Annotated in this window: 20 protein-coding genes and 1 pseudogene; 10 read left to right on the forward strand and 11 right to left on the reverse strand. The window is 70.0% G+C overall.

The features are described 5' to 3' along the window. Positions 1 to 61: 61 nt before the first annotated feature. The 8 genes from ACGFSC_RS14765 to ACGFSC_RS14800 all read right to left on the reverse strand — a co-directional run bounded on the left by ACGFSC_RS14765 (position 62) and on the right by ACGFSC_RS14800 (position 8,129). Positions 62 to 1,240, reverse strand: a complete 1,179-nt coding sequence (locus tag ACGFSC_RS14765) for a hypothetical protein (protein ID WP_359907697.1) — start codon at positions 1,238 to 1,240, stop codon at positions 62 to 64. A 5-nt stretch (positions 1,241 to 1,245) separates the two neighbouring features. After that, entirely contained in the window at positions 1,246 to 2,652 is a 1,407-nt protein-coding gene (fxlM, locus tag ACGFSC_RS14770; protein WP_359907694.1) for a methyltransferase, FxLD system, read from the reverse strand. A gap of 289 nt (positions 2,653 to 2,941) precedes the next feature. Further along, positions 2,942 to 3,127: a hypothetical protein gene (locus tag ACGFSC_RS14775; RefSeq protein ID WP_359907691.1), complete on the reverse strand. Its 186-nt coding sequence runs from the start codon at positions 3,125 to 3,127 to the stop codon at positions 2,942 to 2,944. 450 nt (positions 3,128 to 3,577) lie between these two features. Next, positions 3,578 to 3,823 (reverse strand): acyl carrier protein, encoded by a 246-nt coding sequence (locus ACGFSC_RS14780; protein ID WP_359907688.1) that lies wholly within the window; start codon positions 3,821 to 3,823, stop codon positions 3,578 to 3,580. Between the two features lie 286 nt (positions 3,824 to 4,109). Beyond that, the gene (locus ACGFSC_RS14785; protein ID WP_359907685.1) at positions 4,110 to 4,706 is read right to left on the reverse strand and encodes a hypothetical protein; all 597 of its coding nucleotides are present in this window, start codon (positions 4,704 to 4,706) and stop codon (positions 4,110 to 4,112) included. 989 nt (positions 4,707 to 5,695) lie between these two features. Next, entirely contained in the window at positions 5,696 to 6,667 is a 972-nt protein-coding gene (locus ACGFSC_RS14790; RefSeq protein ID WP_359907682.1) for an SGNH/GDSL hydrolase family protein, read from the reverse strand. A gap of 329 nt (positions 6,668 to 6,996) precedes the next feature. Next, entirely contained in the window at positions 6,997 to 7,458 is a 462-nt protein-coding gene (locus tag ACGFSC_RS14795) for a hypothetical protein (protein ID WP_359907680.1), read from the reverse strand. Positions 7,459 to 7,769: 311 nt separating this feature from the next. Continuing rightward, positions 7,770 to 8,129: a hypothetical protein gene (locus tag ACGFSC_RS14800; protein WP_359907678.1), complete on the reverse strand. Its 360-nt coding sequence runs from the start codon at positions 8,127 to 8,129 to the stop codon at positions 7,770 to 7,772. Between the two features lie 224 nt (positions 8,130 to 8,353). Here ACGFSC_RS14800 and ACGFSC_RS14805 point away from each other — a divergent pair, with 224 nt between their 5' ends. The 3 genes and pseudogenes from ACGFSC_RS14805 to ACGFSC_RS14815 all read left to right on the forward strand — a co-directional run bounded on the left by ACGFSC_RS14805 (position 8,354) and on the right by ACGFSC_RS14815 (position 10,238). Beyond that, positions 8,354 to 8,944, forward strand: coding sequence for a ferredoxin (locus ACGFSC_RS14805; protein WP_359907675.1), 591 nt, complete (start codon positions 8,354 to 8,356; stop codon positions 8,942 to 8,944). Positions 8,945 to 9,197: 253 nt separating this feature from the next. Continuing rightward, positions 9,198 to 9,395, forward strand: a complete 198-nt coding sequence (locus tag ACGFSC_RS14810) for a hypothetical protein (RefSeq protein WP_359907672.1) — start codon at positions 9,198 to 9,200, stop codon at positions 9,393 to 9,395. Positions 9,396 to 9,487: 92 nt separating this feature from the next. After that, positions 9,488 to 10,238, forward strand: a pseudogene (locus tag ACGFSC_RS14815) (transposase family protein). A gap of 66 nt (positions 10,239 to 10,304) precedes the next feature. On the opposite strand, the gene ACGFSC_RS14820 reads toward ACGFSC_RS14815, so the two are convergent. From ACGFSC_RS14820 to ACGFSC_RS14830, 3 genes are all read right to left on the reverse strand, one after another. Beyond that, the gene (locus ACGFSC_RS14820) at positions 10,305 to 10,874 is read right to left on the reverse strand and encodes an SMI1/KNR4 family protein (protein WP_392863365.1); all 570 of its coding nucleotides are present in this window, start codon (positions 10,872 to 10,874) and stop codon (positions 10,305 to 10,307) included. A gap of 548 nt (positions 10,875 to 11,422) precedes the next feature. After that, complete coding sequence (locus ACGFSC_RS14825) at positions 11,423 to 11,644, reverse strand: DUF397 domain-containing protein (RefSeq protein ID WP_359907669.1); 222 nt, start codon at positions 11,642 to 11,644, stop codon at positions 11,423 to 11,425. Beyond that, positions 11,641 to 12,486: a helix-turn-helix transcriptional regulator gene (locus tag ACGFSC_RS14830; RefSeq protein ID WP_359907666.1), complete on the reverse strand. Its 846-nt coding sequence runs from the start codon at positions 12,484 to 12,486 to the stop codon at positions 11,641 to 11,643. The genes ACGFSC_RS14825 and ACGFSC_RS14830 overlap by 4 nt, the downstream gene beginning before the upstream one ends. Positions 12,487 to 12,885: 399 nt before the next feature. Between ACGFSC_RS14830 and ACGFSC_RS14835 the strand changes: the two genes are divergently transcribed. The 7 genes from ACGFSC_RS14835 to ACGFSC_RS14865 all read left to right on the forward strand — a co-directional run bounded on the left by ACGFSC_RS14835 (position 12,886) and on the right by ACGFSC_RS14865 (position 19,302). Next, a complete protein-coding gene (locus ACGFSC_RS14835; protein WP_359907663.1) occupies positions 12,886 to 13,434 on the forward strand; it encodes an ATP-binding protein in 549 nt (182 codons plus the stop codon). A gap of 383 nt (positions 13,435 to 13,817) precedes the next feature. Then, positions 13,818 to 14,768 carry a hypothetical protein gene (locus ACGFSC_RS14840; protein WP_359907661.1) on the forward strand — a complete coding sequence of 317 codons (951 nt, stop codon included), beginning with the start codon at positions 13,818 to 13,820 and terminating at the stop codon, positions 14,766 to 14,768. After that, positions 14,765 to 15,355, forward strand: coding sequence for a LuxR C-terminal-related transcriptional regulator (locus ACGFSC_RS14845; protein ID WP_359907659.1), 591 nt, complete (start codon positions 14,765 to 14,767; stop codon positions 15,353 to 15,355). The genes ACGFSC_RS14840 and ACGFSC_RS14845 overlap by 4 nt, the downstream gene beginning before the upstream one ends. A gap of 203 nt (positions 15,356 to 15,558) precedes the next feature. Continuing rightward, entirely contained in the window at positions 15,559 to 16,221 is a 663-nt protein-coding gene (locus tag ACGFSC_RS14850) for a hypothetical protein (protein WP_359907656.1), read from the forward strand. Positions 16,222 to 16,356: 135 nt separating this feature from the next. After that, positions 16,357 to 17,214: a hypothetical protein gene (locus tag ACGFSC_RS14855; RefSeq protein ID WP_359907653.1), complete on the forward strand. Its 858-nt coding sequence runs from the start codon at positions 16,357 to 16,359 to the stop codon at positions 17,212 to 17,214. Further along, a complete protein-coding gene (locus ACGFSC_RS14860) occupies positions 17,168 to 18,679 on the forward strand; it encodes a B12-binding domain-containing radical SAM protein (protein WP_359907650.1) in 1,512 nt (503 codons plus the stop codon). The genes ACGFSC_RS14855 and ACGFSC_RS14860 overlap by 47 nt, the downstream gene beginning before the upstream one ends. Continuing rightward, positions 18,676 to 19,302, forward strand: a complete 627-nt coding sequence (locus ACGFSC_RS14865; RefSeq protein ID WP_359907647.1) for a dTMP kinase — start codon at positions 18,676 to 18,678, stop codon at positions 19,300 to 19,302. The genes ACGFSC_RS14860 and ACGFSC_RS14865 overlap by 4 nt, the downstream gene beginning before the upstream one ends. Positions 19,303 to 19,308 lie beyond the last annotated feature (6 nt).

Genomic DNA, 19,308 nt, shown 5'->3' on the forward strand with positions numbered 1-19,308 from the left:
CTGGTGATGTTCGGGCACGCCGAACCGGCTGTCGACAGGGAAGGTCGCCGCAAGTGCGCTGTCAGGACGTCGAGTTGGATGGTTCGGAGTGTGGGGTGGCGACTGATGATGGTGCTGTTCGATTGCGTCGCTCAAGCGGATTTCCCCCGGGCGATCCCGGGTCGAACGGGGCTATTTCGAGCACCCGTCGGGCGTGGTCGAGGGCCTCCTCCAGGCGGCCCCGGAGGGCCTTGGGCAGGGTGCCGGAGTCCAGTGCGCAGGCGGCGAGCGCCCGTTCGAGCGGGCTGATCCGGTTCGGTTCGAGGCGGCTGCGGATGCCCTCGTGGGCGAGGAGGTCGCGAAGTGCGTAGCCGTCGCCGGATTCACTCGTTCGGCTGGTCAGCCGCCGCAGCAGGTTTTGCGCGGAGGGGGTGTCCGGGTCAGCGGCGTCGAGGGTGGTCAATGTGAGGCGGGTGGTGAAGGCGGCGAGGCCCTCCTCTGCGTCGAGCGCGAGGCAGTGGTCGATTGCCTGGTCGGCGGCGTCTTGGTCGCGGGGGCGGCACAGCGCGGTGAGCACGGCGGTGACAGCGTCCTCCCGGGCATCGCCCGGCTCGGTGCCCTCCAGCAGGGCGAGGGCGCCCGGCAGGTCGCCGGTGGTGGCGCAGGCGAGGACGGCGACCTGGCGGCCGTCGAGGATGCGCTGGCCGATGCCGCGGTGCTCCTCGATGTGTCGCAGGGCATCCTTCCAGCGGCCGGCGGCGGTGAGGGCGCGGGTGCCGTCGGCGATGACGACCCGCCACAGCCACGCCCGCACTTCGGCGTGCTGCTGGTCGGTCTCTGTCAACTTGGCCGGGACGGTGATGCCGTCGAGGACGGTGGCGGTGGCGCTGGTGACGGCGTGGTAGAGGTCGAGGAGGAGTTGGTGGCCGCGCTGGTGGTGGTCGGCGCGGATGTGGAGGCGGGCGAGGTTGACGATCGGCTCCAGGCCGAGGATGGCGCTCATCGCCGGGATCGGTCCCCGGGGCAGGTAGAGGTTGGCGTGGCGGTGGCACAGCTCGCGGGCGTACTCGGGCAGGCCGAGATCGGAGGCGAGGAGCGCTGCCTGGTTGAAGACGGTGGATGCCTGGCCCGGATCCGCCTGCCGGGAGGCCGTGTCGGCCAGCTCGCGGAGCCGGCCGACACGGGCGTTCAAGGGCAGGCACGCGGGCCGGATCCTGGCGACCAGCGGGAAGCGCTGGGCGACGGGTCCGGTCGGGTGCACGGCGGCTACTCCCAGGTGATGGTGATCGGGTGGTTCGGGCGCTCCAGGACGAAGCGGCCGGCCGCCGGGGCGGCGGTACCGAGGGTGTCGGGGAGGGCGATGCGCAGGGTCCGGTTGCGGAAGCTGGTGTTCCAGACGCGGATCTGCTCGGCCACGAGGTCGGCGAGCGCCGCGCCGTCGGGGCCGTGGCCGATCACGCCGGTCTCGTAGGTCTTGCGGCCCTCGGCGGTGGGCTCGCCGGGGCGCAGGGTGAGGTAGGCGAGGGAGCTGCCCTGGACGGTGGCCATGGCGCCCCAGCCGAACATCGGTGTGACGGCTCCGCGCTCGCGCGCGGAGCCGGTGGTGCTCATTCGCATCAGGGAGTTGGGCAGGGTCAGGGCCAGCCACAGGTCCTGGTACTCGTACGTGGTGCCGGCGGGGATGGTCACCCTGGTCCAGGTCTCGTGGCGCCGGCTGTCGAGGATGCCGAGCAGCAGGGAGGCGTCGACCGCCGGGTCCTGGTCCTTGTGGACCTGGAGGGTGACGTCGCCCTCGCCGGTGAGCTGGACGGTGCGGCGGGCGTCGTCCATGCTGCCGCGCAGCGGCATGAAGACCGCGAGCTGGTCGTCGACCGACACCCAGCCGTCCTTTCCGCGTTCGAAGGCGATCACCCGACTGGCGGTGCCGCGCAGCCGCAGCGGCAGGACGATCCGGCCGGTGGGCTTGACCTGCTCCAGCCACGGGGTGGGCATCTCGATGGTGCTGACGGTGGCGATCGCCCGGTCAAACGGGGCCGCGGCCGGGTGGCCGAGGGCGCCGTCGCCGAGGACCACCTCGACGTTGGTGATGCCGGCGTCGGCGAGGTGCTTGCGGGCGCCGTCGACGAGGTCCTCGTCCACGTCCACCGCCACGACGTGCCCGTCCGGGCCGACGATGCGGCCCATGTAGGCGGCGTTGACGTCAGTGCCGGCGCCGGCCTCGAAGATCCTGTCGCTGGGCCGGGCGTCGAGCTGTTCCAGCATCAGGGCGACGATCGCGGGCTGGGAGGCGGCGCTGATCTGGGTGCCGGAGCCGTCGGCCTTGGTGTAGGTGGGGTTGTCCGCGTACGCGGCCTCCAGGGGGAAGCCGGGCAGGAAGTGCTCGCGGGGCACGGTGCGGAAGGCGTTCTCCACCGCGGCGGTGCGGATGGCGCCCTGGTCGAGCAGCCGGTCGGTGAGAGCGGCGCGCAGTTCCTCGGCGGTCGGCGCGGCGGAAGCGGTGTCGCTGCTGAGCGTAGTCATGTGGGTGGCCCTAGTAGTGGTGCGGATGGTGGACATCGAGGGCGGGGGGCCCTCCTCGCCCTGGAACAGCGGCTCTCCCTCGGTCCCGGTGCAGCGGCCGAGCGGCAGCTGGCGGACGCGACCGAGGCCTTCCTCGGCGTCATGAGCGCGCACATCGTCAACTGGCTGCTCCCCGACGAGCAGTGGCACAGTTTCCTCTCCGACCTGCTGGGCGGCGACGGCGCCAGCCGGGCGTGCCGCCTCGCTTGACTCCCGGCCGGGTGAAGTCATGCGACAGCCACTGCCTTGCCCGGCCCGAGTTCCCAAACCGACACGGCCCGGCCCCGGCAGACCGCTCGGCTCGAGGAACCAGCAACCCGTCACCCGCCACGCGGTGGGCAGAACCGTCCGGCGCCCCGAGTCCATCGCCGAACGCGACCGGATCAGGCTATAAGGGACAAGTTCAGACAACTCTCACGACATCCGACAAGGGGACGTCGATCCTGGTCGCGTCACCGAAGATGTCCACCGTCAACTCGACACGGCCCCGAACATGGTCAACAGCCACGACAGGGCTCGTGAAGTCTGTGAACGGTCCTCCGGTAATCCGCACGTCAGTCCCGACCTGGATGTCCATCTCGTGCGTCACACCAGCCCCCTTTGCACTGCTGCTTCGGTCAGCCATCGCTGACAGAAGCGAACGTACCCCTTGGCGAAACGGGGCCGAACGGCCCGAGGCAGGCTGGGGGTGCGACCGTTGGTTGAACCACAAGCTCACAGGTCAGCACGGTCCGCCCCAAGGCGCTGGCGCGCGCCAGTTGCCAAACACCCCCGCCGGGACAGAACGCTCTTTGAAGCTCAGACGATCGTGCGGAGCACGGGAGGCCGCCGGCTGCGGGGTGGCACGGGCCGTGGCAAGGCTCCGTGAGGTGGCCGTGACCCGCTGCGCCGCTGATCGACCCCACCCGGTTCGGCTGGGCTCACCGGTGCATCCGGATGGGAGTCGTCTTCGGTTCCTGTTCCTCGTCCTGTCCTGACACCTGGTCGGGATTTGCCCTGAACCGCCGCCGATCACCGTGCATAGCCGGGCGGGCCCTGGCTAGGCGGCAGTGCCTTCGACGTTCCGGCGAACCCACTGGGCCAGGCGGGCGGGCGAGCCGAAGTTGTCGGGGTTGATTTCAGCGAGTTCGGCCGTGAAGCCAAAAGCTTCCTCGATCCACACCACCACTTGCATGACGGCTGTGGAGTCCAATACCTGGGAAAGGTCCGTGTCCGCGGCGATGTCGTGACCCGGCGCCAGCTCCTTGGAGATGTGGCTGATGATCTGCTCTTCGATGGTGGTCATGCGGGTAGGTGCCCTTCGTGGACAGTCGCTGTGTCGTGATGCTGCGAAGTGGGTGTCCGTCTCCGCCTCGGTGTCGGCGCGGCTCATTCTCTGGCCAGCGACCTGCGGGAACGGCTTGAGCACACGGTCTCGGCGCCTGGGCCTCGGATGCCGCGCAGGCCGTGACCGTCCCCTTCGTGTCCGGCGTCGGCGTCCAGGAGGCGGCTCGTTGGGCGCGGCGGCCACGTCGACGGCCGGTGCGGACCCGGGAGGGTGGCGGGGAAGGGACTTCGATCCGTACGGGTATCTAGCCCAGGCCGGGTCCCTCCGTGCCTTGCTTGGCCTCGAACTCGGCCCGGACCTTGGCCTCGATCTCGGCCATGGTGCGGTCGCGTGCCGCGATCTCATCGGCCGTCATGACCGGAGGGATGTCCTCCTCCGGGATGGGGTCGTTCGAGAGCAGGGTGACTTTCTCCGTCACCACGACGTGCGCGGCCTGCCCCAGGTCGCTGGCCTGCGTGTTCTTCAGTTCCATCCCGAGTTCCTTCGAGACGACGCGGCCGCCGGTGGCCTCGGTGACGCCGGCGAGGACTGCCCGCAGCGCGTCGTCCGGGTCCGAGCCCGGTTCCACCTTGGCTGTTCCGAGCGCAATCGCACACGCCTTGACGATTCCTCGCATGTGATTCGTCACGAGGGAGGGCAGCACGTCCCCATCGAAGCCACGGGCCAGGACGAGCAGGGGCCTGCCGTGCTTCGCCGCCTCCTCGACGACGACGAGCACGTCACGGAAGTTGTCGATCACATGGTCGGTGAGCAGGACGTAGGCGTTCTCGAAGACTGCCCTTTCCTTCTCGGAGTCGGTGATGAGGAGCTGACTCGCGTAGCCGACGTCGACCTTGTGCATGGAGGGAACTCCTTCGGGATCCGCCTGATGGATCGTGAGCTGCCAGGCACGGACCGTGACGACCAGGCCTGCGGACGCAATCCTCGCGCGCCGGGACGCCCTTGTCACGGGCATCTGCATCACCCTCAGGGATTGGCGACAGCCATCACCCGCAGTGCTGGCCGAGCCCACGGCCACACCCGACCGAACGAGGCCCTGAACCCATGGGCAGCGATCAGGCATTGTGTAGCCACCCATCCGCGTGAACCCGTCCGCCCTCGGTCGGTCCTGGCGTATCCGCCGGTGCCGGTGCCGTTGTGTCCGCGTCGTCGGCGGGCGCGGTGCCGGTCTGCCTCCCGGGACCTCGCGTGTCGTGTGCGGTGGATGCGTCGTGGCCTCTTTCGTGGCACGGACTGGCTGTCTCCCGGGGCTGTCCGGGCTGCTGGGCCGGGAAGGTCGGCGGCCGCCGCCCCTTGGCGCGGCGGCCGGTTCGGTCAGGCCTGGGGAGGGTGGACTGCTGCGAGCACGTGTCGAGTATGTCGTTCAGCGCGGTCTTCTCGGGCTAGGTGACGCTGAGGCTGTAGACGAGCTTGGTGTCGGTCCAGACGCGGCTGTACGTGCACCAGTACCCGGTCGCGGCGGGCGCCACGCGTCCGGCGACTTGTCACCCTTGGGCCGATTGGAGGCGGCGGACACTGCGATCAGCTGGGAGTGCTGCAGGTCGTTGGCGAAGGCCTTGCGCTTGTCGGTGGTCCAGGTGACCGCACCGACTGGCGGGGAGCGTCATTCCGAACGTGCCATATTCCCTTGACAGGAGCCCGCCAGGGGCACCGCAAATGCGCTACCCGATCGCAGCCCTCCTCGGGCGCATCGCCACGCTGCCCAGGTCGTCGAGGCAGGGCACGGCCACAGCTCGTGTGGAGGACAAGGTTCAGAAAACGGCGTTGCCTCCGGACCGAAGGAACGGAGGCAACTCGGTGCTGGGTCGAGGACGGGCTGTCCTCTGTGGGTCAGTCCTTCGGGGTGATGGCGTTCAGCATCGCGGAGGTGATGTGGTCGGCGGCGTTGAGGTGGCCTTTGGCGTTGGGGTGGACGAGGGCAGGCCGGTTGTCGCTGTCGAGAACGCCCTCGACCCACTTGCCGGCGTCACAGACGCTGTGCTTCCCGGAGGAGTCGTAGAGGTCGACGAAGGTGGCCGAGTCGTGGGTGCCGGCCGACTTCTCGATGGTCTTGTTGAGGGGTTCCAGGACGTCCTGGCGCAGCCAGTCCAGGTCACCGGCGGTGATCGAGAGGAACTGGTGCGGGTGGTTGTACTGGCACTTGGAGGTGTCCTTGGGGATGATCGTGGGGTAGCCGACGGCGAGGATCTTGGCGTGCGGGCCCTTCTCGTGGAGCTTGGCGAGCATCTGGTCGTAGTCCTTGCCGACCTTGGTCAGTTTGGCGGGGATGGAGGCGGCCAGTTCGTCCTTGCACGGCGTGCCCATGCCGCCGCTGCCCTCGCCCAGCTGCAGGCACTTGAAGAGGATGTCGCCGAAGCCGAGGGTGTTGCCGCCCACTCCGACGGTGATCACGTCGGTGCTGGACTTCACCGCCTCGGACTGCGGAGGCACCGGGTCGAAGGGGGCCTCCGGGTCGGGCTGCCCCGGCACACTCCGGCCGATCGGCACCTGCGCGTTGGAGGTGACGTCCTCGATCGTGGCGGCGCCGCAGCTGACGTTGGTCAGCTCGAAGAACGAGCCCAGGTCCCGGTCGATGATCTGGGGGTAGGACCGGTCGGTGCGCTCGCAGCCGTCCCGGGGAATCTCGAAGACGTCGCCGGCGGCCTGGATGACCCCGGCGGTGTAGGAGTCGCCCAGGGCGACCCACTCGTAGTCCGCCGCTGCGGCGGGCTGCGCCCCCACGAACTGCGCGGGAAGGACGGCGCCGGCGGTGAGAGCCACGGCCGAGCCCAGCAGGGCCAGGCGGGTGCGGGGACGTGCCACGAATCCTCCAGGTACACGGCTTTGGTGGTATTTTGCCCCTCGAAGGATAGTCACCTGGTGCGCAAGATCCATCACAAACAGTTGCGAATCTGTGGAGTTCGGCGTGTCCACCGCCCGCCGCGGATGCGCCCGCCCCGAATCGGTGGAACCGCTCTCGGCTCAGGCTGTCGCCGATCTCCGTCGCCGACTCCGCGAGGCGACGCAGGACGTCATCCTGCTGCAGAACAAGCTCAATGTCCTGGCCACCGTGATCGCCAACCTCTACCACGACGTGCGAGTTCCGGTGCCCCGCCCGCGCGGGCGGGGCACCGGGAGACCGTGGTGTCCCGCTACTCCTCGTCCTGCTCCAGGATGTTCGCCTCAAGGAAGTCGGCCAGGCTGCCGACGATCACCGCCGACGCGAATGCCTTGTCGAGGATCTCCTTGTTCACCGCTTCCGTCTCCTCGCCGCTGTCGGTCTCGGGCAGGCCGAAGTGGTGGCGCAGGGCCAGCTGCTTGTCGACGATGACGGCGGCGGGCAGCTTCCAGTCCTCGCCGAGGAATTCGAGGAGTTCGGGGACCTTGATCTCGTCGGCGGGGCCGATGAAGGAGGTGACGGCGATCCAGCCGGCGTTCTTGCCGTCGTATTCGAAGTACAGGTTCTGCTGGCGCTTCTCGGTCGTGCCGTCGTCGAGCTTGAACGACTGTTCGAAGGTGGCGGCCGCCCGTGTTCCCTTCTGCGTGTCCACGTCGACGTTGTCGGGGCCGAGGGTCTTGACGAGAAGGGAAGTGAAGTCGAGCCACGTCGTCATCGGTGTTTGTCCTGTTCTCTGGATGCCAGGGATGTGCCCTGCGTTCAACGGGCGTACCGGCGCCCGGGTCACGGCCGGGACGCGCCGCGGCCCGGAGCTCAACACGGCACCACCGGTGTGGTGCGGGACGCTACTGCTGGCAGGTGTCGAGCATCTCGGTCAGCGCGGCCTTCTCGGGGCGGTGACGGACAGGCCGTAGAGGTGCTTGACGTCGGCCCAGGTTCTCTAGTGCTGTCGACCATCCCCGCTGGTCAGCACGAAATATGCCCATGAGGTACGTGAGGCACATGACGGCACACCCTCGGAGGGAGCTACCAGATGACGATCCCGCCTCCGACCTGAGTAGCTCGGTTTGCCGCGCCGATGATGTTGTCCAGGCGGGCAGCTATGTAGTCCTCGGCCCGACCCGTGCTCCACGCGAGAAGGGAGATGTTGCTGCCGAGTGTCGCGCACTCGTCCAGGAATTCCTGGATCTGATCGGGAGTGACCCGGAGGTCTGACGTTGCGAGCTGCGGAAGAAACCGTGCACCGAGAGACCGGGCTGCCTCAGATCCCCACAGACCGACGCGGGTGCTCTCATGCCCCGCCAGATCAGAGCAGCCCGGAGGTACATCCAGATAGAGGACGGCGCCGTCTTCCCTGGTAACGAACACATCGACCGACAGACTCATGACGTCAGTGGATCACGCCGCCGACACGCCCGGCCAACAGATTGCGCGCCGCTCGACTCGACCTGTACCCGCCCCTGCAGGTCCTCGACGAGTCCAGGCTCGGCAAGTTCGCTGAGGCTTGGCTCCTTATGCCCCAGCGGCAGGATCTCGCCCCTGGGGCCGAAGACTTACTGGCCGGGCTGAGAATGATCTCGTCTGGTGTTCTCGCCCGAGGAGGGATTGTCTTGCACGGTTACTGGGACCCGCTGCCCGTGGCGCGGCGGCTCGTCGCCACTGCGGAAAGGGAAGTCTTCACAGGCGTCTGGGCGGAACGGAACTGGCGCAACGTTCCAGGCCCGTTCTACGGTGCGGCGACCGACTCGATGGCGACCGGCCGGCTGGACGCGCCGCATCACATCGCCTACGACGACGATTTCGGCGGCGGCTTCGGGACGGAGTTCGTCTACCGACAGCCCATGGACGAAGCGGAGACCGAGGCAGTGGTCTCGGCTGCCTGCCTGGAGCTGTACAGCGGATACGGCTGGGACGGCGACGAGCACTGGACCCCTGCCACCGTTCGCGCATGGTGGCGCGAACGGAGCCGGGTCCGCGAGTGGGCCCTGGCCATCGCGGCGGACTGGGGTGCCGCCACACACCCTGACTGGGGGAGCAACGGTTCCGTCAAGTTCCAAGGGCACTATCACGACGCGGCCCGGGGCCACTTGGAATTCGTGGCCTACATCGACGACGGGCTCGAGACGTATCTGCGCAGCTACATCTTCTGGCTGGACCAGCGCCGCCCACCCCACCGTGGGGAGGCCCTTCCAACGCTGTAGCCCGCACTCTCGGATCAGGTTGGTAGACCCGTATCGTCTGGCTGCCCGCATGAGGCACGGGGCGGTCTACTTGCTCTGTTCCCGCATCATCTGAGCGATCCCGGCACGGGCCCCGTCAAGGTCGATGGGTCCAGCAGGCGCATCCCCTGTTCTTCTTGGTCAGCTGCCCGATCGGCCTGGCCGAGGTCCATGTGGGCCATCGCGGCGGCGCCTAGCAGCTCACCGGGGCCGACGAAGGCGAGCCACGCCGGAGGTGGACATCCACGAGGTGCCGTCGAAGGAGGGCCGGACACACTATGCGATCGACGAGGTGCGAGCGATGCACCGGATGGGCAGGAGCGCGGCCGCGGTGGTCAAGTTGAGGGAAACCGCGACGGCGGCACCGTATTACGTGTACGCCGACCCCATGGGCCGCGCCCTGGTCAGTGAGCTCTTTCAGAGTGGCCACTGATCGGGTGGCGGGCCAGCGTCCCGTAACACACGAGGCTCCCGTGCCGTTGAGAAGTGTGCTCGACGTCTCAATTCATCAGCGCAGGTGCCTCGTTGGTTCCCCGTCCTGCCGCACTCGACTTGCCGCACACTCTGGTCGAGTGGGTATCCATGCTCATCGTCACCCGTGAGGGTGACCGACGCTGCAAACTGCCGCCTCACCAGCGCGCTCTCGTCGGCCTGGTCTACCTGCGCCGGCACGACACGCTCGCACAGATCGCCGCCGGCTCCGGCATATCCGTCGGGACCGCCCACACCTACGTCACGGCCGTCGTCGGGCACCTGTCCCGCCAAGCAGCCGGCCTCCTGCGGGTCCTGCGCGGGACCGACCCGGATGACGTCCTGCTCGACGGGACGCTCGCCGCGTGCGACCGGGTCGGCGACAGTCGGGCCGACTTCTCCCAGAAGCAAGCGCCGTCACGGCGTGAACGTGCAGGTCGTGGCCGATCCCACCGGCAAGCTGCTGTGGATCTCACCCGCGCTGCCCGGCCGCACCCACGACCTGACCGCGGCCCGTGCCCACCGCGTCATCCGGATCTGCGAACGCCAGGGCGTCCCCGTGCTCGCCGACCGCGCCTGCATCGGGGCCGGCTCCTGGGTGACCACACCCATCGGACGGCTTCCCGGCCGGGACCTCACCACGACCCGGCGGACGATCAACCGAGCCTTGGCAGCGGCACGAGCACCGGTCGAACGAAGCATCGCGCGACTCAAGTCCTGGCAGATCCTCCGCCGGGCCCGCTGCAGCCCCAACCGGATGACCGTCATCGCCGCAGCCGTCCTCACGCTGGAACGTCAACGCTGACGAGGCTCATTGTCGTTCCAAGGTGAGGGCGGCCCGGCAATGGCCGTAATCCAGTTGAGGACCGTCTCACGACCAGACAAGTCGGCCTTCGGTGAACCGACAGACCGGGGAGCTTCCATCAGCGATCCTCGTCAGCGTCTCTGCCACGGAGTCGAAGTACTGGGCCATCGACTCGTACTCGCCCGTGACCGTGATCTCACCCACGAACCAGCTGCCGACACGCCCGTCCCGCACATCGATGAACCTTCCCCTCCAGCCGTCCTGGTCGGACAGGAACGGGATCCACTCGTTACGCCAGAACGGGTGGTCCGGCTGGTCCGGAGGGTCGAATCCACAGGACGTCGAGCGGTTCGCGTAAAGCCTCTCCATCGCCCGGATACCCAGAAAGAAGCTTCCCTCGTCGGGGAACCCGTCGAAGCCGCAGCACATCACGTCGTCGTCGACGTCTTCCACCGGCAGATCCGGATTGTTCTGCAACAGCCACGTCCGCAGGTCCACATGCAGGGAGATCCCCATCCGCTCTTCGGCTGCCGCGAGCATCTGCTCCGTAGCGGGCCCCGGCAGATCCGCGTGATCGGCCGGCGCGTGCTCCCGAAGAAGACTCATCACACGCGACCAACTCTCAGCCACACTCATCGCCCTCTGCCCTCTCTGCAGGGATGTCTCCGTCCGACTACGCCACTGCGGAGGTTGAGAAGTACCGGCCGGAGAACCTTGCAGGGATGGTACTTCGAGCGTGTGTTCCATTCCTCCCCGTGATCGTCTTCCGCCCCGAAGCGCAGGGTCGGCCCCTCAGCGAACTGCCCGCCCGCGACTTTCACAGACAAGCCACTGTGCCCGGCGGGCCCAGCCGAACAGCTTCCAGGACCCAAGCGAGGGCCACGGCGTCACCCCGGAAGTGGCGAACCTGAAAACGCTCACTGAGCTCGTCCAGGTCGGAGTGCCCTCCCAGGCTGCTGCCCTCTCAGGGCTCATCCGCAACATGGAACTCGTGCAGTAGCTTCACGAACCTGCAGTCCCGCGGCAGCGTTGGACGAACACGGGATCGCGCCGGACAAGGAGAGGACCGTTCTGGCCGCAGCTCGCCAGCTGCTGGTTCAGTGGCTGTTCGTCGGCTGCGGCCATGGGTGGAACGGCACCATGGTCCGGCGCGGAAAGTGCGCCGGACCATGGTGCCGCACGGGTCAGATGAGATCGAAGTCGAACATGCCGGTTGCTGCGGCAGCGATGAAGGAGCTGTGGGCTGCAGCGCTGAAGGCCAGCGCGGGGCCTGCGGGGTCCTTCGAGTCGCGTACGTATCGGATGTCTCCGCTGGTGGCCATCTCAAGGCAGTCGCCGTTGCCGCCGCTGTGAGTGCTCTTCTTCCACCTGACGGTCAGGGTGGTGGAGTTGGGAACGAATGTCACTTCAGCCTGTCTTTCTGTGCGGTGATGAACTCGAGCGACTGGTCGAGTGACCAGGCCTCGGCGACGATGTCGCGGAACGCTCGGTCGAAGACGGTGACGCGCTCGGGTTCCTCGACCCACTCACTGGTCAGAAGCCCCTCGAGGAGCACGACGTCGAGATTGCCGTTGGGGAATCCGAGGACGGAGAACGGGCCGTTCATGCCCTGGTGGACACCGGTCTCCGACGGCATCACCTGGATGGTGATGTTGGGAAGCGCCGCGAGCTCAAGCAGCTTCTCCAACTGTTCGCGCATCGTCTGAGCGCCCCCGACCAGACTGCGAATCGCTGTCTCGTGGATGACCGCCTGCATCTCCACCGGCTTGGGCTGGGTGAGGATGGCCTGACGTTCCCTTCGGATCCGGACGCGCGCCTCCACGTCCTCCGAAGTCGCCCCGATCGCCAGCCGCGTGTGGACCGCGCGAGCGTAGCCCGCCGTCTGGAACAGGCCCGGGATGAGCTGTACCTGGTAGGTCCGGAACGTGGTGGCGTCTTCCTCAAGGCTGATCTGGTCGGCCAGCCATGGCGACAGGACCTCCCCGTAGTTGAGCCACCATCCGCGCTTCTTCCCATCCCGGGCGACTGCCACAAGCGACTCGACAAGCTGCTCGTCGCACTCGTACATCTGAGCCAGCACCCGGACATCGGCCGGCTTGGCAGCCGACCTGGCCAGCTCTATCCGTGACAACTTCGCGCTGGTGATGCCCGTGGCCTGCTCGACGTCCTCCAGCGTGAGGTGGCGCGTCTCTCTGATCGTACGGAGCTGGCGGCCGAGTTGGCGCTGCCGAACCGTGGCTTCCGCCATGGGTACCCCCAATTCTCGCTATCCAGGCCTGGGTGGCCAGTGTGCCCCGTCGGTCGAGTGGGTCGCCAGCAGCTCCCTGTTCGATGGAGCGGCAACTCTCATCACCAAATGAGAATTCACAAATTTCATGGATGGGCTTGCACTGACGCTGGGTCAGCCGCCATGCTCAATGTCACGGACCGCAGGGACTCGCCTTCGGTGAGTGAGCGGCGGCCGTGATGCCCGAGCACGCGTAGAACGACGGCGAGCGAGACACCTTGCCGCGTCGTGCGGTCGGTTGACCGCTTCCCCGAACACCTGCCGAGAGCCTCGACGGGTGGCTCCCAGCGGAGGTATGCCGTGTATGCCGCAAGCAGTGAAGGCTCCACCGACGAGGCCCGGGGGCCGGACACCCGCCTCATGGCCGACATCGAGTTCCCTGCCGAACGGGAGCGGATCGGCGGTCTCCGCCGCTGGGCGAGGACGGTGCTGCCGACGCTCGGCCTGGACGGTCGTCAGCAGGACGCCGTCTTGGACGACGTGCAGCTCGTGCTCAGCGAACTCGGCACGAACGCCGTCATGCACGGCTGCGGCGGCGAGCGGCCGGACGTGATGCTGACCGCCTGCCTGCGGTACGACACAGGTGTGCTGCGGGTGTCCGTGACCGACCCGGGGCTCGGCCGCCCCAAGTACCGGTCGGCCACCGACGAGGCGACCTGCGGCCGCGGGCTGATGCTGGTCACGGCGGTCGTGTCCCGGTTCGGCGTCGACGAGCTCCCCGAGGGTGGCAAGGAAATCTGGGCCGAGATCGGGCTTCCCGAACAGGTGTGTCCGGCAGCCACCGTGGGCGAGCAGGTCGGCCTGCGGGCCGCGGCGCCACGCGCGGACGCGCTCGTGCGGGAGTTCCGGCCTCGGCCCGCGGTGGGCCGGCTGCCCGGGCAGCCGGCGCTCGACCGAATACCGGCGTGACCGGCACCTCGTAGGCCTCCGGTAGCACCTGCTGCCTCGCGCCCTGGTGCCACCGGACTCCAGAACACCCGCCCCGGGAGCAACACGGCGGCGGGTGGCGGAAGAGCACCGCCCCGCCCGCACGGGGCGCGCACGCTCACCGCGTCCAGGGCCGCTTCCCTCGCTCCCTCCGGGAGGGGGCGGGCCCGGACACCCGCAGGGCCCCGTACGAGGGGTGGGTCCTGCGGTTCCGGGTGGCGCCGTTCCCGCAGACGGTGCCACCCGGTGTGCGGGCCCGGCCTTGGGAGCCCGGCCGGGCCCGCACACGCACACCGCGAGGTCGGGGTCCTCCCGGCAGATTCCCCTCCCGTCCATCCGTCCACCCCGTACCCGAGGACTGCGCCGTGAGCGTCGGACCGCGCACCAGAACGCTGCTCAAGACCACCACCCCGGCCCGCAGGCTGGACGTCGCCGCCTCCTTCGAGGCTCTGACGCAGGCCTGCGTGGCCACCGCCGACGACGCAGGGCGGGCCGAGCTGCTCAGCGACAGCCCGAACCACCTGTGGTCGCTGCCCGCCTCGCGCGCGCTCGCCATCGTGCACCCGGACCCGGACGAGGCCTGGGCCCTGATCAAGGGCGCACAGTTCCTCCGGGACCACCGGGTCGCCGTCACATCCCCCTGGTACAGGGACGTCCGCGCGTGCGCCGAGGGCCGGGCCGTCACCTTCTGGCCGGACCCGGGGCAGCGGAGCCCCGACACGTCCCTGTCCGCGTGGGTGACCGCCCTCACCCATCGCATCGACCCCGCGTCCGCGCCCTGGCTGCGGGAGCACGACCCGTTCGCCGGCCTGCTGGACGGCCTGGACGACGCCCCGCTGAACGACACCGCCCGCCGCTTCCTGCGCGAGCACACGGCCCGGCTGCGCGAGGAGTGGGACTACCTCGACTGGCCGACACCGGACACCGTCGTCCTCGGCGCCCTCGGCATGGCCCCTGTCCACGACGACGGCACCCACGTCGGACTCCTGCTGCGCCGCCCGCTGACGCGCGGCCACAGGGAGTGGGACCTCGTCGCCGCCCGCTGGCGCTCCGAACTGCTCACCGGCCCCCGCGAGGACCACCGGACCTACGCCGACACCTACCTCTCCTACGAACGCGAAGAGCAAGCCGTGGACCATCCCTACATCGGCGCCTGGTCCGGCTACCAGGTCGTACGCGACACCGTCGTCCTCACCGCCGTGATGGACACGGTGCGCCGCGCCCGCCTCGACCCCGGCGCCCGTCGGCAGGCCGCCCACCGCGTCGCGTGCCTGCGTGGCGCGCACCCCGCCCCGTGGAACTGGGGGCCGCGATGACGGCCTCCCGTACGGACGCCCGCCCGCTGCCGAAGGTCCACGAGCCCCTGATCCTGCGGTGCGGCCACCACATCACCGAGGAGATCACCGGGCCCGAGGCCCTGGCGCTGATCCACCTGGTCACCGACCTGAACGCGATCGAGATCGCGGCCGCCGTCAACGCCGTGCCCGAACGTCAGGACGCCACCGGGACAACGACGGGAACGACGGGAACGACGGGAACGACGGCCGAGGCGGTGCGCGAGCACCTGAACTCGCTGAAGCGACGGCTGCGGGCACGGACCTGGACGCAGATGGTGGACACGGCCTGCCGGATGAGGCTCCTCCTCCCGCCCCGTGCCGTACTGACGACGCCGCTGCCCGAGACGGCCGTGCCCACGCTCCAGCTCCTGGCCGACGGTTACACCAATCAGCAGATCGCCGTGATGAGGACCGTCTCGCCCGGCTGCGTCGGCAGCCACCTGGAGGCGATCCGGCACCGGATGCGCACCCGCGGCACCCCGGCTGCGGTCTACCGCCTGCACGGCGTGGTGCCCGCCGTCCTGGACGCCACCTGCCAGATCTGCGCGACGGGCGACGAGGCGTGAGCGGCAGGAGCGGTGCGTTCCGGGCCGGCCCGTGGGACGGGAGCCCCGTGGTCCACGACGAACCCTGTCCGGCCTGCGGAGCCCGGAGCGTCCTGTCCGAGCCCGAACCAGCCGGGCAGCGCCCCGAAAAGGCCCCTGTTCCTTCCGAGGCCAGGCCCTGACACCCCCATCGGCCGGCCCCCCTGAACGCCAAGGACAACACCATGCCCCCGTCGCAGAGCACCCGAGCCGACGTCATCCCGCTGCCCGCCGCCGACCTCGCCGACCTGGACCCGAACACCCTCACCGACCGCCCCGAGCGCCTGGTCACCACCACCGTCCTCGCCCCCGAACGGTACGAGGCCTCCCGCACCACCCTGCTGCTGGACCGGCTCGTCCTGTCCGCGGCGGACGATCTCGGGTACGAGATCCGCCTCAACACCAACCCCCGCCCCGGCAACCAACTGCTCCCGCACGACCACGCCTACCCGTTCACCGCCCGGGTCCTGACCGGCGGCTACCTCCACACCGTCTTCCTTCGCACCGACGGCCGTACCGATGACCGCGCCGACGGCCCGTTCACCTCCCGCGACCTGCGCCCGGCCGTCACCACCACCGAACTCCCCGGCAGCGCCTACACCCTCGCGCCCGCACTCGTGCACCGGGCCGTCATGCTGCCCGGCACCACCACCCTCATGCTGCGCGGCCCCTACAGCGCCGCCGCCCATGCCGCCGCCGACCTGATCCCGCCGGTCTCCGCCTGGCCCGCGCCCGTCGACGGTGGGGAACCGGTGCACTCGCGCAGGATGACCGACGCCGAGCACCACGCGCTCTACGGGAGCCTCCCCGCTGCGGGCGTGATCGACCTCCCGCCCGCACGCCGCTGACCGGCCCCCGGCCCCGCGGCCCCGGCGCTCCGGCGCTGCGGCACCGGCGGGATCCCGGCCGAACCGGCCCCGGCGGCCGCCCGGAGTTGGCAAGCTGGGGCGACCCGTCGCGGCACCCGAGGCAAGGAGCTCCCCGTGCACACCGTCCTGACGACCGATCACCCAGCCTGGCAGGAGAACACCGCCACCGGCCACCTGCAGCGTCCCCTGCGCACCGCCGACGGCAGCTGGCTGGCCACCCTCACCCCCGACGGCCTCGACCTGGCCTGCGTGGACGGCACGGAGGACACCAAGCCCACCCTCGTCACCACCGACCCGACGTCGCTGCCCGCCACCGTCCCGGCCGCCCTCCTCACCAGCCTGCGCGGTCTCGGGCCGAGTGTGCGCGCGGCCAACCCGTGGCTGTGGGACGCGATCACCACCGCGGTCCTGCGCCAGGTCGTCCGTGCCGACCAGGCCCGCCGCCTCTACCGCGGCTGGTGCGCGACCCATGGCACCGAACTGCCTGTCCCCTGGAACGCCCTCCGCACCGCGCCGACGCCCGAGACCGTCCTCACCCTGACCGACGAGCAGTTCGCCGCCGTCGGAACGACGTTCCACCGCACCGCTCTGCGCGCGGCCGCCGGCGCCTACCTGGAGCACCGCACCCGCTGGGAGCAGCTGGAGGCCCCGGTCCTGGTCGCCGAGCTCGTCGGCGTGCCGCGGATCGGGCCCTGGACCGCGGCCGCGGCCGCCGCCGACTTCACCGGCGACTTCTCCGTGTACCCGCACGCTGACCTCGCGGTCCGCACCTGGGCCGCCCGGATCGCCCCCGACCACCCCTGGCCCGCCGCCGACAAACCGAAGAAGGCCGAGGCCCTGTTCGGCGCGCACTGGCACCGCCTGGCCGGCAACGCGCCGCGCCACCTGCACACCCTCACTCTGTCGACACTCACCTGGGGGGCCCATGCCCGCACCGATCAGCTCGGAGGAACAGACCCGCACCACCCATGACCTGGTCGCCGGAGCCGACCCGGACCGCGCCCTCGACTGCCTGTTCGTCAACGCCCCGCTGCGCGACTACGGCCTGCGCCCGCGCGTCAACGACTACACGCTGCCGGTCCTCGGCATGGGCTACATCGCCACCCACGCCGCCGCGCACGGCTTCAACGTCGGGATCCTGGACGCCGAGGCCCACGGACTCGGCATCCGGCGCACCGCCGACGTCGTCAACGCGCTGCGGCCGCGCTGGGCCGCGTTCAACCTCCTCGCCCCGACGTACGAGCTGACGGCGCGGATCGCCGCCGCCCTGGACCCGGCGATCGCGCTGATGGCCGGCGGCCACCACGCGAAGGCCGACCCGCGGCGCGTCCTGGCCGACCCGCGCTTCGCCCGTCTGGAGGCCCTGGTGATCGGCGAGGGCGAGACCCGGGTCACCGCCCTGCTCGGGGACGTCCACCGGCGCCGCGAACTGCCGAAGGTGATGTGGCGCGACCGCCTGCTCGGCACCACCGCCTGCGGCATCCCGCGACGCGGCGACACCGCCCGCTGGCTCGCCCCGGACATCAACGCCCTCGCCGTCGACCGCCGCTTCCTCACCCAGGACCCGTACCGGGCCGCCGACGGCCGCATCGAGGCCAACCTGGTGTGCTCGCGCGGCTGCCCCTACGAGTGCGGGTTCTGCGGCGCCGCCGCCTCCATGAATCCCGAGGTCAGCATCCGCACCCGCGCCCCCGAGGACGTCATCGCCGAGATGCACCGGCTCGACGCCGACTTCGGCTGCACGGCCTTCCGCGCGGTGGACGACCTCTTCCTCGGCGCCCGCCGCGTCATCCACCCCGCCCTGGACGCCTTCGCCGCCGAGCGCGTCGGCGAGAGGTACGTGTGGGACGCCACCGGCCGCATCAACGTCCTCGACCGCGAGAGCGACACCGTGCTGGAGCGGCTGCGCGCCAACGGACTGCGCGAGGTCGCGCTGGGCATCGAATCCGGCTCCGCCCGGGTCCTGGAGGCGATGGACAAGCGGATCACCCCCGCCATGACCCTCACCGTCGCCCGCCGGCTGCTGGAGAAGGGCATCGGCGTGAAGGGGTACTTCATCCTCGGCTACCCCGGCGAGACCAGGGACGACGCCCTCGCCACCCTCGCCCACATCCGCGCACTCTGGGCCCTGTCCGACCGCCTGCCCGGCACCTTCCGCGCCTCCGCGTTCACCTTCCGCCCCTACCCCGGCTCGCCCGTCTTCGCCGACCTCGTCCGGCAGGGCTGGGACCCCGAGGCCCTGCAGACCTATCGGGACGTCGACCTCACCGGGCACGGCGCCGACGAGGCGATGCGCGGCCGCGACGAGTTCAACTTCGCCACCGGCCAGCAGTTCGGCCACGTCCCCCTCAGCCGGCTGTACGACTGGCTCGCCGACATCTCCCGCGAACAGCACCACCGCAACACCGCCGCGGCCCGCCGGGAGGTGAGCGCGTGAACGGCCTGCTGCTCACCGTGGACGGGCCCAGCGGCCTGGGCAAGTCCACCGCCGTCGCCGCCACCGCCCGCGCCCTGCGGGAGGCCGGACACACCGTCCACACCGCCACCGGCCCCTCCGCCACCCCCTACGGCCAGGCCGTGCGCGCGAGCGCCGCGACGATGCGCGGCCGCGCCCTCGCCCTGGCCGTCGCCGCCGACCGCCTCCACCAGCTCGACACCGACGTCCGCCCCCGCCGCGCCGCCGGCACCACCGTGCTGCTGGACCGCTACCTGCCCTCCACCCTCGTCCTCCAGCGCGCCGACGGCGTCGACACCGACTTCCTCCTCACCGTCAACGAGGGCACGGACGTCCCCGACCTCGCCGTCATCCTCACCGCCGACCCCGACACCGTGCAGCGCCGCCTCGCCCACCGCGGCACCCGGCACCGCTTCGAACTCGACGCCGCCGCCACCGCCCGCGAGCTGCGGCTCTACCAGGAGGCCGTCCCCGTCCTCGAACGGCTCGGCTACCGGCTCCACACCGTGGACACCACCCACCTGACCCCCGAACAGACCGCACAGGCCATCCTGGAGGCGGTCCCGCCCCGGACGATCAACACCAAAATCCCGTACGGGAGTTAGAGAGAA

This window comes from Kitasatospora sp. NPDC048715, assembly GCF_043198905.1.
Lineage (GTDB): Bacteria > Actinomycetota > Actinomycetes > Streptomycetales > Streptomycetaceae > Kitasatospora > Kitasatospora lactacystinica.

Coding starts and splice junctions, on each gene's coding strand:
- ACGFSC_RS14780 (WP_359907688.1), bottom strand. CDS start 3,823: ATGACCACCATCGAAGAGCAGATCATCAGCCACATCTCCAAGGAGCTG.
- ACGFSC_RS14785 (WP_359907685.1), bottom strand. CDS start 4,706: ATGCACAAGGTCGACGTCGGCTACGCGAGTCAGCTCCTCATCACCGAC.
- ACGFSC_RS14795 (WP_359907680.1), bottom strand. CDS start 7,458: ATGACGACGTGGCTCGACTTCACTTCCCTTCTCGTCAAGACCCTCGGC.
- ACGFSC_RS14800 (WP_359907678.1), bottom strand. CDS start 8,129: ATGAGTCTGTCGGTCGATGTGTTCGTTACCAGGGAAGACGGCGCCGTC.
- ACGFSC_RS14820 (WP_392863365.1), bottom strand. CDS start 10,874: ATGAGTGTGGCTGAGAGTTGGTCGCGTGTGATGAGTCTTCTTCGGGAG.
- ACGFSC_RS14830 (WP_359907666.1), bottom strand. CDS start 12,486: ATGGCGGAAGCCACGGTTCGGCAGCGCCAACTCGGCCGCCAGCTCCGT.
- ACGFSC_RS14835 (WP_359907663.1), top strand. CDS start 12,886: ATGGCCGACATCGAGTTCCCTGCCGAACGGGAGCGGATCGGCGGTCTC.
- ACGFSC_RS14845 (WP_359907659.1), top strand. CDS start 14,765: ATGACGGCCTCCCGTACGGACGCCCGCCCGCTGCCGAAGGTCCACGAG.
- ACGFSC_RS14850 (WP_359907656.1), top strand. CDS start 15,559: ATGCCCCCGTCGCAGAGCACCCGAGCCGACGTCATCCCGCTGCCCGCC.
- ACGFSC_RS14860 (WP_359907650.1), top strand. CDS start 17,168: ATGCCCGCACCGATCAGCTCGGAGGAACAGACCCGCACCACCCATGAC.